This window comes from Streptomyces sp. E-08 (assembly GCF_049913095.1).
In the GTDB taxonomy this organism is placed as follows: Bacteria; Actinomycetota; Actinomycetes; order Streptomycetales; family Streptomycetaceae; genus Streptomyces.
The window spans coordinates 1159870-1174309 of sequence record NZ_CP183971.1 but is presented as its reverse complement, the minus strand read 5'-3'; the positions used below and the strand labels follow the sequence as shown (position 1 = coordinate 1174309).

The window sequence follows — 14440 nt, the reverse complement described above, 5'->3', positions numbered from 1 at the left end:
CACCCACGAGCACCACGCCGATCACGATGATGGCAGTCACCATTTTGCTGTTTCCTCCCGGTTACGCCGGCCCCGTTCGGCCGGTACACACATAAGAGACGGGGAGGTCCCCAGAGGATTCAGCTCTCGCGGAAGTTTTTTCCGAACCGTCCCGGAGGGCCGGACGGGTGACCCCCGGCAGCCGCCCGGACGGCGGGGTGCGGACCGCGCCAGGGGCGGGAATCGGTCCTACCGGCGACGCACCGCGCGCCCTAGCGTCGTCGGGTGACCAAGATGCTCAAGTCCTCGGTGGAGGGCGCCCGTTCACGGCCGCCCCTGGTGACGCGGCCCCTGCTGCTGCGTTTCGTCTCGATCATCGGCGCCTCGACGAGCTTCTACCTGCTCCTGTCGGTCGTCCCCCTCTACGCCGAGGCGTCCGCCGGGGGCCACGGCGACGCCGCCGGGCTCGCCACCGGCGCGCTCATGCTGGCCACGGTCGGTGGCGAACTGGCCACGCCCCGGCTCGTCGCCCGCTTCGGCTACCGCCTCGTGCTCGTCGCGGGACTCGTGCTCCTCGGCGCGCCGGCCTTCGCGCTCTCCGCCTCCGGGAGCGGGGTCAGGATCGCGACGGTCTGCGCCCTGCGCGGTCTCGGCTTCGCGTTCACGGTCGTCGCGGGCGGCGCCCTGACGGCCTCGCTCATACCGGCCGAGCGGCGGGGCGAGGGTCTTGCCCTCGTCGGCATCGTCTCCGGGGTCCCGTCCCTCGTGGCGCTGCCCCTGGGGGTGTGGCTCGCGGCGCACGTGGGGTACGGGCCGGTGTTCGCCACCGGAGCCGTGGCCGCGCTGGCGGCCGTCGTCTCGGTCCCGGGCCTGCCGGACCGCGAAGCCGCCCCGGGGCGGGAGATCGGGGTGACGGCCGGATTCCGGACGGCCGCGCTGCTGCGGCCCTCGCTGGTCTTCGCGGCCACCGCCCTCGCCGCCGGAATCCTCGTGACCTTCCTCCCGCTGGCCGTCCCGTCGGCCTCCGCGGGCGTCGTCGCCACGGCCCTCTTCGCCCAGTCCGCGACCTCGACCGCGGCCCGCTGGGTCGCGGGCCGGCACGGCGACCGGCACGGGCCGGCCGCCCTCCTGCTTCCCGGCCTCGCCGCCGCGGCCGGGGGAACGCTGCTCACCGCCCTGACGCACAGCCCGGCCGCCGTGATGCTCACCGCCCTCGTCCCGGCCCTGCGCGACCGCGGCACGGAGGACGCCCGGGCGGCGGCTCAGTCCGTGGGCGGGGCCGAGGAGGACAGCGGGTCGGGCGGCCGGTAGCGGACGCCCATCCGGTCGAGCCGGGTCAGGTGCGTCCGCAGCCGGCCCAGGAACTCGCCGAGGTCCCGGCCGGCGGGAGGCGACCAGGCCACCTCGGCGAGGGCGCACAGCCGGGGGAAGGCCGCGTACTCGACCCGCTCCGGCGTCGGCAGGTACTCCGTCCACAACTGGCCCTGGGTGCCGAGGACCTGGGCGTCCGTCAGCGGGGCGGGGACGGGATCGAAGGCGTACACCTTCTCCAGGGTGGTGACGTGCCCCATCGAGAGCGGTTCCCCCGGACCCTCGGCCTGGCCGTAGTCCAGATAGGTCCAGTCGTACGGCGTCATGATCACCTCGTGTCCGGCGGCCGCGGCGGCCAGCGCCCCCTCGGCACCCAGCCACGACATGACCGCCGCGCCCTCGGACAGCGGCCTCGCCCGGCCGGCGACGAGCACGTCGTCCCAGCCGACCGTCCGGCGACCCCGCGCGTGCAGCCAGGCGTCCAGCTCCCCGGTGAACCAGCCGTGCAGACCGTCGACGGAGAGGCCCAGCTCACGGGCCCTGCGCCGGACGGAGGGGGAGGCCCGCCAACGGGTGGTCGGCACCTCGTCGCCGCCGATGTGGACGAACGGGGAGGGGAAGACGTCGAGCACCTCCTCCAGCACGTCGCGGCAGAAGTCCAGGGACGCCTCGCCGGGGTCGAGGATCCGGTCGTGCACGCCCCAGCGGGGGGACACCTCCACGGGCTCGTCCGGCCCCGGGAGCTCGCCGCCCAGCTCCGGGTAGGCCGCGATCGCCGCCTGCGTGTGCCCCGGCAGGTCGATCTCGGGGACGACGGTGACACCCCGCCGCGCCGCGTACGCCACGAGATCGCCCAGCTCGCGCCGGGTGTAGAAACCACCGTGCGGAACGTCGTCGTACCGCTCCTCGGCGAGGGCCCCGGCCATGCTGTGGGACCGCCACGCGCCCACCTCGGTCAGCCGGGGACGACGCTCGATCTCCATCCGCCAGCCCTGGTCGTCGGTGAGATGGAGATGCAGCACGTTCATCTTGTGGGCGGCGAGCAGGTCCACGTAACGGAAGAGGAAGGAGGGCGGCATCCACCAGCGCGCCACGTCCAGGTGCCCGCCCCGCCAGCGGAGGCGCGGCACGTCCCGCACGGACACACAGGGCAGCTCCCAGCGGACGCCCCGGACCGGGCGGTCGCCCCACGCCTCCGGCGGCAGCAGCTGACGCAGGGTCTGGACGCCGCGCAGGAGCCCGGTGGGCGCGGCCGCCGTCAGGAGCGCCCGTTCGGGGGAGACGTCCAGGCGGTAGCCCTCGGCGCCCAGGTCCGCCGCGCGCTCGTCGACGCGAAGGGCGATCGCGTTGCCGCGCGCGACTCCGGCGGGGGCGAGCGGCAGCCCGGTCGCCGGGCGGAGCAGGTCGCGCAGCAGGGCCGCCGCCCCCTCGGCGCCGGGGCCCGCCGTCAGCGAGGTCGTGGGCGTGAGCCGGAAGCCGCCGGTGCGGCGCAGGACCGACGTCGGCCGGGGTATCAGGTCCATCTCAGGCGCCCGGCGGTCGCGGCGCGGGCAGCGGGGCGTCGACGTCGTAGAGGCGCGCGTCGACGTGGTCGAGGGCGTGCCGCACGGCTCCGAGGACCACCGCCTGGTCGCCGAGGCCGGAGATCGCGAGCGCGGGAGGCTCCAGGCACAGCGGGTCCAGGTGGCGTCGCAGGGGTTCCATCAGCACGTCCGCCGAGCGGGACACCCCGCCGCCGAGCACGACCAGGTCGGGGTCGACGGTGAGCACCAGCGCGGCGATGCCCTCCGCGAGGTCGTGGGCGAACTGCTCCACCGCCCAACGGGCCGCCGGATCGCCGGACCTGGCCGCCGCGAAGACCAGACCGCCCGTCTCCTCGGGCGGCGTCCCCGGCGGAAGCCCGGGAAAGGAGGCCAGGTGCGAGGGGGCCCGGTGCCAGCCGACCAGCGGAAGTGCGCCGATCTCCCCGGCCGCGCCCCGGCGGCCCCGGTGCAGCTCGCCCCGGATGAGCATGCCGCAGCCGGTGCGCATGCCGGACAGTACGAAGACCACGTCGTCGACCTGCTGGGCCACCCCGGCCCAGCGCTCGGCGAGGGCGGCCAGGTTGCAGTCGTTCTCCACGAGGACCGGGGCGTCGAAGTCCCGGCCCACCTCGGCCGCGAGGTCGAGGCCGGTCCACTCGGGCAGGCTGACGGAGAGCTTCACCGTTCCCGCCGCGGTCACCACTCCGGTCGTGCCCACGCACACGGCCATCACCGCGTCGGCGGACACCCCGGCGGCGCCGAGCGCCCCCGCGGCGGCGGACCGCATGGCGGCCAGTCGCTCGGCGCGCCCGGACGACGCGTCGGCGCGGACGGCGAACCGGCCGGCCGTCTCGCCGTCCAGGTCGCACACCGTGGCGCGGACGCTGGAGGAGCCCACGTCGATGCCGAGGACGTGCCCGGCCTCGGCGCGGAACCGGAAGAGCCGGCGCGGCCGGCCCATCTGCCCGCTCTCCCGGGGCATCTCGCTCAGCCACCCCAGGCCGAGCAGATCCTCGACGAGCCCCTCGACGGTGGGGCGTGAGAGCCCCGCGCGAGCGGCGAGTCCGGTGAGTCCGATGGGTGCCTCTCCCCGCAGCGCGCGCAGGGTGGCGGCCAGGTTGATCCTTCTCAAGCGCGAGCCGTCGCTTCCCCGGATCTTCAACTACTCACTCCTCCGCAGGTGTTGACAGGATCCCACTCCACAAATAAAAACATCCTTCATTAGTAAGTCGCAAGCCACGGAGGACGTCGATGCGGGGTTCCGAAGTACAACTTGCCGTCATCGGGGCGGGATTACGCGGCACGGGGTACGCCCGCCGCGCCCGGACCACCGGACGGGCGCGGGTGGTGGCCGTGGCCGAACCCGACGAGGAGCGCCGCGCGAGGTTCGCCGCCGAGCACGGCATCCCCGGCGAGAACGTCTTCGCCGACTGGCGCGAGCTGCTCGACCGGGACCGGCTCGCCGACGCCGCGATCATCACGACCCAGGACCGCATGCACGTCGGACCCGCGGTCCTCGCGGCCGAACGCGGCTACCACCTCCTCCTGGAGAAGCCGATGGCGCCGACCGAGGCGGAGGCCGTCCTGATCGCCGAGGCCGCCGAGCGCCACGGCGTCCTGCTCGCCGTCTGCCACGTCATGCGGTACACGCGCTACACCGAGGCCCTCAAGGAGCTCCTCGCCAAGGGGGCCATCGGTGAGATCATGAACATCCAGCACCTGGAGCAGGTCGGCTGGTGGCACCAGGCGCACTCCTTCGTACGGGGGAACTGGAGCAACGAGGCCGAGTCGGCGTCGATGCTCCTGGCCAAGGCCTGCCACGACCTGGACTGGATGGTCCACGTCAAGGGGGCCCTGCCGGAGCGGATCTCCTCCTTCGGGAACCTCGTGCACTTCCGCCCGGAGAAGCGGCCCGAGGGCGCCGCCGCCAACTGCCTGGACTGCCCGGTGGAGGCCGGCTGCCCGTACTCCGCCAAGCGGATCTACCTCGACTGCCTCGGCGATCCGGTCAAGGAGTGGTGGCCGCTGTCCGCCGTCACCGACGACCACACCGAGCGGGGCGTGCTGACGGCCCTGCGGGACGGTCCGTACGGCCGCTGCGTGTACGGCGCCGGGAACGACGTCGTCGACAGCCAGGTCGTGGACATGGAGTTCGCCGACGGCACGACCGCCAGCTTCACCATGACGGCCTTCGCCGCCCTGGAACACCGCAAGACCCGGATCTTCGGCACCCACGGCTCCGTCGAGGGCGACGGCGTACGGCTCCACGTCCATGACTTCGTCACGGACAGCCACACCACGATCGTCACCGACACGGGCACCGACGCCTCCGCGGCCGAGGGCCACGGCGGCGGCGACGAGGCCCTGCTCGACGCCTTCGTCGAGGCGGTGAGCAGCGGGGATCCCGGCTCGATCCGGTCCACCGGGCGCGAGAGCCTGGCCACCCACCGCGTGGTCTGGGCCGCCGAGACCGCCCGCCGCACCCACACCGTCACCACCCTTTCCTCCCAGGCCCCATCCCTCCCGGAGAAGACGCGATGAAGCAGCTCAGCACACGGGTGACCGCGCTCGCCCTGCTCGGCGCACTGGCCCTCACCACCACGGCCTGCGGAAAGAAGAACGGCGGCGACTCCGCCGCGGGGGAGACGGCCAAGTCCTTCTCCTACACCTCGACCTGGGGCAAGGACGAGCCGCAGGCGAAGATCTTCCAGGCGGCCCTCGCCGACTTCACCGCGCAGACCGGCATAGCCGTCGACGTGAAGTGGATGGGACGCAACGGCACGGACAGCCTCGCCACCGAGATGGCGGCCGGCCGTGGACCCGACCTGTTCGACACCGCCACCGACAACATGGGCAAGTTCCGCGCCCAGAACCTGCTCGCCCCCGTCGACGACGTCCTGAAGGCGAAGATCCCGGGGGAGGGCGGCACCGTCGGCGACGCCCTGTCGGCCGCCGCCGAGCAGGCCTCCTCCGACGAGAAGGGCCTTGCCCTCATCCCGCACACCGTCATCTCCACCGGCGTGTGGTTCGACGCGAGCCGGCATCCCGAGCTGACCACCCGGCCCCCGCGCACCTGGGCCGAGTTCGTCGCGTACCTGGACAAGGCCAGGAAGGCGGGCCGCACCCCCGTGGGCCAGGACGGCACCGTCCCCTTCTACAACGCGTACTGGTTCTACTCGGCGCTGGTCCGCGCCCACGGCGCCGGCAGCCTGTACGCGCTCGGCACCGACCCCGCGGCCTGGGACCGGCCGGAGGTCCTCGCCGCCGCACGGCAGGTGGAGAAGCTCGCCGGGGGCGGCTACTTCCAGAAGGCGTTCACGGCCACCAAGTTCCCCGCCGCACAGGACCGGTTCGCCGGCGGCGGGTACGACCTGAACATCAACGGCACCTGGCTGACCAGCGAGATCAAGCCCAAGCTGCCCGCCGGCGCGCGGATCGAGTCCTTCCAGTACCCGGCCGGCGGAAAGAACTCCGTCGAGGCCGGGACCCTCGGCTGGGGCGTCAACGCCAAGGGCAGGCACCCGGAGGCCGCGAAGAGGTTCCTCGCGTTCTTCCAGCAGAAGAAGTACACCTCGCGCATCGGCACCGAGGCGCTCAACATCCCCGCCCGCTCCGACGTGCCGGCGCCCGCGAACCTGATCGGTCTGCAGAAGGCCATCACCGGGGCCACCGCGGTCCACAAGCCGTACGACGGCGCCCCCGGGCTGAACGCCTGGTGGACCGACGTCTTCCTGCCCCTCGACGACAGGCTGATCGGCGGAAAGATCTCCGCCGAGGAGTTCGTGGCCCAGGGCAGGCAGAAGAGCGCCGCCTTCATCGCCTCCAACGGCTGACCCACCTCCCACCGCCCCGACGTCCCCGAAGCAGGTGACCATGAGCGCGACAGCGGTCCGGATCTCGCGCGAACCCCGCCCCGACACCCCGGCGCGGGAGCGCGAGCGGCGCAGGCGACGCGGCACGCGACCGGCGCGGGAACGGTCCTTCTGGCCGTTCCTGCTCCCGGCGCTCGTCCTCTACTCCGCGCTGTTCGTCGTGCCCGCGCTCTACGGTGCCTGGGTCAGCCTGCACCGCTGGGCGGGCCCCGGCGCCGAGATGTCCTGGCGGGGGCTGCGGAACTACACGTCCCTGCTCCAGAACGAGGCGTTCCTCTCCTCGTTCCGGAACACGCTGGTCCTGGCCGTGGGCGGCGGCGCCGCCGTCTTCGCGGTCACGTTCCTGGCGATGACCGTGCTGCGGCAGGCGAAGGGCCGGGCGTTCATCCGGTCCGTGGTCTTCCTGCCCATGATCATCTCGGCGATCGCCGTCGGTGCGGCCATCGGCTTCCTGCTCAACCCCGACGGGGCGGTCAACGACCTCCTCGGGGCGGTGGGCGTCGAGGGGCTGCCCTGGCTCGGCCCCGACCTGGTGTTCCGCTGTGTCATCGCCGGTCTCGTCTGGTCGTCGACCGGCTTCTACATCGCCCTGATGATGTCGGCCGTGGACGCGATCCCCCCGCACCTCTACGAGGACGCCCACCTCGGCGGGGCCACCACGTGGCAGCAGTTCCGGCACATCACGCTGCCGCTGACCTGGGACGTCTTCTCTGTGGCCGCCGTGCTGTGGGTCGTCAACAGCCTCAAGGTGTTCGAGATCGTCCTCGCGTTCACGACGGGCGGCACCCCCGGCAGTCCTCCGCTGGAGGCCCGCACGGTCGCCGTCCAGCAGTACGTCACCGTCTCCGGCGGCAGCACCGTGCCCGACCTGGGCCAGGGCGCGGCCATGGGCGTGTTCGTCGTCCTCGTCACCGCGGTCCTGATCGTGCTGATCCGCCGCGTCACACGCCGCGACCGAGTGGAGCTCTCGTGAAATCCGTCCGTGGCATCCGTCCGGCGGCCCGGTTCGCCGGCGACGTCCTCGTCCCCAGGCTGACGTCCACCGCGCTCTGGCTGTGGGTCGTCTTCAACCTGGCGCTGGTGGCCTGGGTCGGTCTCCAGTCGCTCAAGTCGCCGGGCGACGTGTGGCTCCACCCCTTCTCCCTGCCGTCCGCGCCGGAGTGGCAGAACTGGTCGAGGGCGTGGCAGGCCGCGCAGTTCTCCAGGGCCGCACTGAACAGCGTCCTGCTGACGGCGGCCGGCTCGTTCCTGATCGTCGGTATCGCGGCCCCGGCGGCCTACGTCCTCGCCCGTTCGACACGGCGCGCGGCGGGCGCTCTGACCGGCTACTTCGCGATGGGCATGAGCATTCCGCTGCAGACCCTGATCATCCCCGTCGTGGTCGTCAAGCTGTCGCTCAGCACCTTCATGGTGGACTGGGTGACCGGCTGGTGGGACGACCGGATCACCCTGCTGGTCTTCGAGGTCGCGCTCTCGCTGCCCTTCGCCGTGTTCGTGCTCAGCGGCTACCTCCGCTCCCTCCCGCAGGAGGTCGAGGAGGCCGCGGAGCTGGACGGGGCGGGACCGCTGCGGACCTTCGTCCAGGTGATCGTCCCGCTGGCCCGCCCCGGCATCGTCACCGTGCTCGTCCTCAACGTGATCGGACTGTGGAACTCCACCCTGCTCGTCATGGTGATCGCCCCCGGCGAGGACGAGCGCACGCTTCCGGTCGCCCTGCTCCACCTCTACGGGACGATGCAGTACTCGTCCGACTGGGGCGGCATGTTCGCCGGGATCGCCATCCTCGTCTTCCCGATGATCGTCCTCTACCTGTGGTGCGGACGGCGCATCGTCGAGGGCATGACCGCGGGGATCGGCAAGTAGGGGCGGGCGACCGCGATGTCGACTTATGAAAGTCCCTTTGTGATGTAGGCACTTCTCCAGGAGGCTTCATGCACAGCAGGCGCACCCTTCTCTCGGCGGCCCTCGGCACGGCCCTGGCCGTCGCCGTACCGCCCGCCGCCGCCCGGGCGGCGGCGGGCACCACGTACCACGTGGACTCCACGGGCGGGAACGACTCCGCCGACGGCACCTCCACCGGCACCCCCTGGCGGACCCTGGCCCGGGTGAACCAGCAGGTCTTCCAGCCGGGCGACACCGTCCGCTTCCTCGCCGGACGCACCTGGACCGGCCAGTTCGCCCCCAAGGGGTCGGGCTCCGCGGGCGCCCCGGTCACCGCCACCTCCTACGGCACCGGCGCCAAGCCGGTCATCGCCGGAGCCAACACCGTGCCGTCGGCCGTCCTCCTGGAGAACCTGAGGCACTGGACGCTCGACGGCCTGGAGATCACCAACGGGACGGGCTCCACCACCTGGCGGGTGGGCGTCGAGGTCAGGGCCAAGGACATCGGCGCCGTCCCCGGCATCACGCTGCGCAACCTGTACGTCCACGGCATCGACGGCGTCGCCCAGGTCGGCAAGGGCAACATCGGTTCGGCCGGCATCCTCGTCGACGTCCGGGGCAACAGCGTCCCGACGTACTACACCGGCATGCTGATCGAGAACAACGAGATCGCCGACACCCGCGCGTACGGCATCACCACCTGGTCCACCTGGATGCAGCGCGAGGGCTGGACCTCGCTGTGGGGGGAACTGAACATCCCGTCCACCGAGTACGGCCCGTTCACCCCCAGCACCGGCCTGGTGATCCGCGGCAACCACGTCCACGACGTCGGCTCCGGCGGCATCAACCCCAACCAGGTCGCCGACACCCTCATCGAGTACAACACCGTGGCCCGGCCCACCTCCACCACCACCAACGTCGGCATCTGGTGGTCCGGCGCGGACCGCACCACCGTGCAGTACAACGAGGTGTACGGCGCCCGCTTCGGCGGCCGGGGACTCGACTGCACCGCCTTCGACGCGGACGCCTCCACCCACGACAGCCTGGTCCAGTACAACTACAGCCACGACAACGGCGGCGGCTTCTTCCTCTCCGTGTCCCTGGGCTCCGCCCCCGCCAGTGCCGTCGTCCGCTACAACATCAGCCAGAACGACGGCAACGAGATCTTCACCTTCTCCACCAACACCGACGGCGTCGACGTCTACAACAACACCGTCTACGTCTCGTCCTCGCCGAGCCGGCCGCTGTACAAGATCGCGCAGGTCTACCACAACCCGAAGAACGTCACCTTCCGGAACAACCTCTTCGTCAACCAGGCGAACCTGCCGTACGACACCGCGGGCATCACCTACCGGAACAACCTCTACCGCGGCGGACCCGTCCCGCCGGACACCGCCGCGATCACCGGCGACCCGAAGCTCACCGCGCCCGGCACCGCCACCTCCCGCACCGACCTGGCCGGCTACCGGCCGCTCCCCGGGTCCGCCGCCATCGACGCGGGTCTGGCCGTCGCGGGCAACGGCGGCCGGGACATCCTCGGCGCCGCGCTCCCCGCCACCGTCGCCGTCGGAGCCGTCCAGGGCGCGCCGGGCAGCTACGGGGCGCCCCTCGCCTCGACCACCCTGGGCACGGGCCAGGGGACCGTCGCCGCCCTGGCCGACGGGAACGAGGCGACGAGCTGGGCGAGTCCGGTCGGCGTGACCCTCCCGGGCAGCATCACGCTCGACCTCCGTTCCGTCCGCCGGATCGCCGCGGTGACCCTGGCCACCCACTTCGGCCAGGGGCAGGGCTTCACCGGGGTCGACGTCCAGACCTGGGACGGCTCGGCCTGGACCTCCCGGCTCACCGACGCCGCCGTCACCTGGAACAGCAACAGCTCCACCGTGGAGCGGCGCACCCTCACGCTGCCCGCGCCCGTGGACACCGCCCAGGTGAGGATCGTCGTCAAGGCGGCCAACCGCCAGTGGGGCAACATCGCCCTGAACGAACTGACCGTCACCTGACGGTCGTCCGCCGCCGTCACTGGAGCGGCGGCTGGGCGGGGGCCGGGCCGAGGGTGGTGGTGCCGGCCGTGCGGTGTCCGAGCCCCGTGCGGTACGCGTCGAGGGCCGCCTCCACCCGGCCCGTGCGGCGCAGCAGGTCGCCGAGGAGCCGGCACAGGTCGGCGAGGTCGCCCGCCGCGCCCGCCCGCTCCAGGAGGCCCAGGGCCCGCACGTACTGCTCCTCGGCCGCCGCGGTGTCGCCGGCGTCCTCGGCGATGATGCCGAGGAGCCGGTGCGCGGCGGCGGCGTGGACGGCGCCGCGCTCCGGGGACAGGCCCCCGAGCACCCCGTGCAACAGCTCGGCGGCCTCCTCGGACCTGCCGCGCCGGTGCAGCACGTCGGCGAGTTCCACGGAGACCTGGCTGCTGTAGAGGGAGGCCCGGTGCGAGGTGAGCATGGCGCGGGCGGCGCGCAGCTCCTCCTCGGCCAGGGCGAGCTCGCCGTTCTGCGCGTACACGTAGCCGCGCATCCAGCGGCAGTTGGCCAGTTCGGTACGGATCTCCAGCTGGCGGTACATCTCGGCGGCCTTGCCGAGCGAGGCGTCCGCCTCGGCGATGCGGCCCTCGGCGAGCAGGGTGCGGGCGACCGAGCGGTGCATCCGGGCGATCAGCGCGGGGTCCTCGGCCCGAGGGGCGAGCGCGAGGGCCAGTTCGGCGGCCTGGGCGGCGCGGGCCTGGGCGCCCATGTCCATGTAGGGGGCGATCACGGCGGTGTAGAGGAGGAGCAGCGCGTCGGGGTCGTGCAGTCCGGCGAGGTTGAGCTCGTCGAGAGTGGACTCCAGGAGGTAGACGGCGTACCGGAGTTCGCCCGCAAGGTAGTGGGCGACGGCGCGGCCCCGACGGGCCGGGACGCGGGCGGGCAGTGAGGCCTCGGCGAGGATCCGCTCGGCGTGCTCGAAGTGCTCGCGGGCGGCCACGAGGTCGCCGGTGGCGAGCCCGCACTCGCCGAGTCCGAGCCGCGCGGTGGCCTGTTCCTCGACGAGCCCGTGGGCCACGGCCTCGTCGAGCAGGCCGGCGTACTGTCCCGCGGCCTCCTCGGCCGCGCCGTCGGCGAGGGTCCGCTGCGCCCCGGTGAGCCGGAGCCGCAGATCGGTGGCGAGGTGGGCGGGCCGTCCGGTGGCCAGTTCGTCGAAGGCGACGCCGAGCCGGTCGGCGAGGTGGTGCAGGGCCTCGTCGGAGGGGCGTACCCGGCCGGCCTCCAGGGTGGAGACGTAGGCGGGGGTGTAGGAGGGCTCGGCGAGCTGGCGCTGGGTCAGCCCGCGCTGGAGCCGCAGCCGGTGGACCCTGCGGCCGATGGTCTCCGGGTCGTCCCGCTGTGCCATGTGCCTCATCATGCCAGTTCCCACCCCGCCCACGTGGTCCTCCCGCGCGCCGAGGGCTTGTGCCCTCTCCTCTCGACCCTCTAGCTTAAGCGGCTACTTAAGCACAGTTAACCCACTACTTGAGAGAGGTTGTCGTGCCCGGAATCAGATCAGCCCGCACACGCTGGATCACCTCCGTCGGAGCCGTCGTCACCGCCGCCGCCCTGCTCGCCGGCGCGCACACGGCAGGAGCGGCGCCGGTTCCCGCCACCGGCCCGGGCGCGGGTGGGACGCACCAGGTCGAGTACTTCGACGGGCCCGGCGGCACGCCCCGGCACAAGACCGTCCCCGCCGAGGCGCCCGCCGGGATCGCCCGGCACCGGGCGTCCGCCGCCGCGCCCGCGGCCGCGGCGGTCACGCCCGTCCAGGAGACCGGCCCGGTCTCCGGGCGGCTCGACCTCGTGCTCATGGGTGACGGCTACACCGCCGCCCAGCAGGCCGACTTCCACGCGGACGCGCAGGCCACGCTCGACCACGTCTTCGCCATCGAGCCGTACGCCAGCTACCGGGGCCTGTTCAACATCTGGCTGGTGGACACCGCCTCCGCCGAGTCCGGCGTCTCCGGTGACCCGACCGCCGGTGTCGTCAGGGACACCGCGCTCAGCTCGTACTTCTTCTGCGAGGACACGGAGCGGCTGCTCTGCCTCGACACGTCGAAGGTCACCGCGTACGCCAACCGGGCACCGGCCTCCGACATCGTCTTCGTCATCGCCAACTCGGCCAAGTACGGTGGCGCGGGCTACAGCTTCCCCACCCCGCCCGACGGGGCGTCGTACCACGGCGTCGCGACCATGTCCTCGGACAACCCCCAGTCGTACCTGATCGGCGCCCATGAACTCGGCCACTCCATAGGCAACCTGGCCGACGAGTACCAGTACGCGGGCTTCGGCGCCTACCCGTACCCCGTGTCCGGCAGCTCCAACATCTCGGTCACCCCGCAGCTCGGCACGAGCAAGTGGTACCGCTGGCTCGGCGAGCAGGACCCGACCGGCTCGGTGATCGGCGCCTACGAGGGCGGCGACTACTACGAGACCGGCGTCTACCGCCCCACCAGCACGTCGCTGATGCGCACCCTGGCCTCCACGGAGTTCAACCACGTCGGCCGCGAGGCGATGATCAAGGGCTTCTACACGTACGCGGACGGCATGACCTCGACCGTGCCGGCCGGCACCCGGGTCCGCCCGGGGCAGAAGATCGGTGTGCGGCTCGCCCCGGTGACCGGCCTGTCCGGGCTGAAGCTGACCTGGTACGTCGACGGCAAGCAGGTCACCCGGGCCGCGGGCGCTCTGTCCGTGACCCCGGCCCAGCTCGGCGCCCCCCGCAGCGGCCAGCGCGTCACGGCCACGGTCACCGACACCACGGCGGCGGTCCGCGACCCGGCGGTCCGCGCGGCGACGTCCAACTCGCTCACCTGGCAGGTGCGCTGACCCCTCCCCAGCCCGGCCGTACGCACGTCGTCACCCCCGGTGACCGGACCGTCCGGGTCCACCGGGGGTGAGGGCCGTCGCCGGTTCCGGCCGGACCGCTGGTTGCCCGGGCGCCGCGGTTCTACCGTGGAGGGATGGTCCCCCGTCCAGTCGGGCGATGGCGCCGGGCCGGGCGGATCCGCAGCGTGATCCGCCGGGTCCGGGCCGGGCACCGGTGGGCGCCGGTCAGGGAGCTCGGGCTGTGGCAGCGTGCGCTGGGGTTCGCCGCGCTCGGCTTCCTCACGCTCGTCCCGCTCCTGATCGTGGTGTCGGCGGCGGGCGCGGGCAGCGGGAAGGGGTTCGCGCAGTGGCTCGGGGACGGCATCGGGGTCTCCGAGCCGGCCAGGGCCGAGATCGAACGGCTCTTCTCGCTGCCGGGTCAGGTGTGGCGGACCACCACCGCGTTCGGCCTCGCCCTGCTCGCCGTCTTCGGCCTGACCTTCGGCACGGTGGTGCAGAGCGGATACGAGAAGGTCTGGGACCTCCCGCAGGCCCACTGGCGGGCCCGGTGGCGTCACGCGCTGTGGCTCGCCGTGCTCATCGGGGTCCTCTACCTCTTCGCCGTCTCCCGGTTCCGGCACGGGACGCCGGCGGGCGGGATTGTCTCCCTGCTGAGCGGCACGCTGTTCTTCTGGTGGTCGCAGCGCCTGCTCCTCGGCGGCCGCGTCCCGTGGCTCAGTCTGCTTCCGGGGGCGTTGTGCACCACGCTCGGACTGCTCGGGCTGAGGATCTTCTCCCGGCTCGTCTTCTCGCCGCTGATCGCGTCCAGCGCCGTCACCTACGGCCCGTTCGGGGCGTTCCTCGTCATCCAGACCTGGCTCGTCGCCGTCGGCGTCGTCGTGTTCGGGGGCGCGCTCGCCGGGCGCCTGGTCCACGAGGAGCTGAACCGTGCGCCGCCCGCACCGAAGCGGCGGGAGCCCCCTGGACCCTCGCCTCCGGCGTGACAACTCCCGTGCGTGCGAGGGTGGTTGACTAAAGGTCTGGACCAACTTACGGTCTGCTGGAG

The 14440-nt window shown here is 72.8% G+C and carries 11 protein-coding genes; 8 read left to right on the top strand and 3 right to left on the bottom strand.

Annotated elements, in window-relative coordinates:
• Positions 1-273 precede the first annotated feature (273 nt).
• Positions 274-1290 (top strand): MFS transporter, encoded by a 1017-nt coding sequence (locus ACN9MM_RS05430; RefSeq protein ID WP_426368681.1) that lies wholly within the window; start codon positions 274-276, stop codon positions 1288-1290.
• On the opposite strand, the gene ACN9MM_RS05425 is transcribed toward ACN9MM_RS05430, so the two are convergent.
• Complete coding sequence (locus ACN9MM_RS05425; protein WP_426362561.1) at positions 1242-2813, bottom strand: beta-N-acetylhexosaminidase; 1572 nt, start codon at positions 2811-2813, stop codon at positions 1242-1244. The genes ACN9MM_RS05430 and ACN9MM_RS05425 overlap by 49 nt on opposite strands.
• Position 2814: 1 nt before the next feature.
• On the bottom strand, positions 2815-3945 hold the full coding sequence (locus ACN9MM_RS05420; RefSeq protein ID WP_426362560.1) for an ROK family protein: 1131 nt from the start codon (positions 3943-3945) through the stop codon (positions 2815-2817).
• A gap of 119 nt (positions 3946-4064) precedes the next feature.
• Here ACN9MM_RS05420 and ACN9MM_RS05415 point away from each other — a divergent pair, with 119 nt between their 5' ends.
• The 5 genes from ACN9MM_RS05415 to ACN9MM_RS05395 all read left to right on the top strand — a co-directional run bounded on the left by ACN9MM_RS05415 (position 4065) and on the right by ACN9MM_RS05395 (position 10569).
• On the top strand, positions 4065-5354 hold the full coding sequence (locus tag ACN9MM_RS05415; RefSeq protein WP_426362559.1) for a Gfo/Idh/MocA family protein: 1290 nt from the start codon (positions 4065-4067) through the stop codon (positions 5352-5354).
• Positions 5351-6646, top strand: a complete 1296-nt coding sequence (locus ACN9MM_RS05410) for an extracellular solute-binding protein (RefSeq protein ID WP_426362558.1) — start codon at positions 5351-5353, stop codon at positions 6644-6646. The genes ACN9MM_RS05415 and ACN9MM_RS05410 overlap by 4 nt, the downstream gene beginning before the upstream one ends.
• A gap of 40 nt (positions 6647-6686) precedes the next feature.
• Positions 6687-7658: a carbohydrate ABC transporter permease gene (locus tag ACN9MM_RS05405; protein ID WP_426362557.1), complete on the top strand. Its 972-nt coding sequence runs from the start codon at positions 6687-6689 to the stop codon at positions 7656-7658.
• The gene (locus ACN9MM_RS05400) at positions 7655-8548 is read left to right on the top strand and encodes a carbohydrate ABC transporter permease (RefSeq protein ID WP_426362556.1); all 894 of its coding nucleotides are present in this window, start codon (positions 7655-7657) and stop codon (positions 8546-8548) included. The genes ACN9MM_RS05405 and ACN9MM_RS05400 overlap by 4 nt, the downstream gene beginning before the upstream one ends.
• A gap of 68 nt (positions 8549-8616) precedes the next feature.
• Entirely contained in the window at positions 8617-10569 is a 1953-nt protein-coding gene (locus ACN9MM_RS05395) for a discoidin domain-containing protein (protein WP_426362555.1), read from the top strand.
• A 16-nt stretch (positions 10570-10585) separates the two neighbouring features.
• Here ACN9MM_RS05395 and ACN9MM_RS05390 read toward each other — a convergent pair whose 3' ends face one another.
• A complete protein-coding gene (locus ACN9MM_RS05390; protein WP_426362554.1) occupies positions 10586-11929 on the bottom strand; it encodes a helix-turn-helix domain-containing protein in 1344 nt (447 codons plus the stop codon).
• A gap of 134 nt (positions 11930-12063) precedes the next feature.
• Here ACN9MM_RS05390 and ACN9MM_RS05385 point away from each other — a divergent pair, with 134 nt between their 5' ends.
• Positions 12064-13395: a M64 family metallopeptidase gene (locus ACN9MM_RS05385; RefSeq protein WP_426362553.1), complete on the top strand. Its 1332-nt coding sequence runs from the start codon at positions 12064-12066 to the stop codon at positions 13393-13395.
• Positions 13396-13529: 134 nt separating this feature from the next.
• Entirely contained in the window at positions 13530-14378 is an 849-nt protein-coding gene (locus ACN9MM_RS05380; RefSeq protein WP_426362552.1) for a ribonuclease BN, read from the top strand.
• Positions 14379-14440 lie beyond the last annotated feature (62 nt).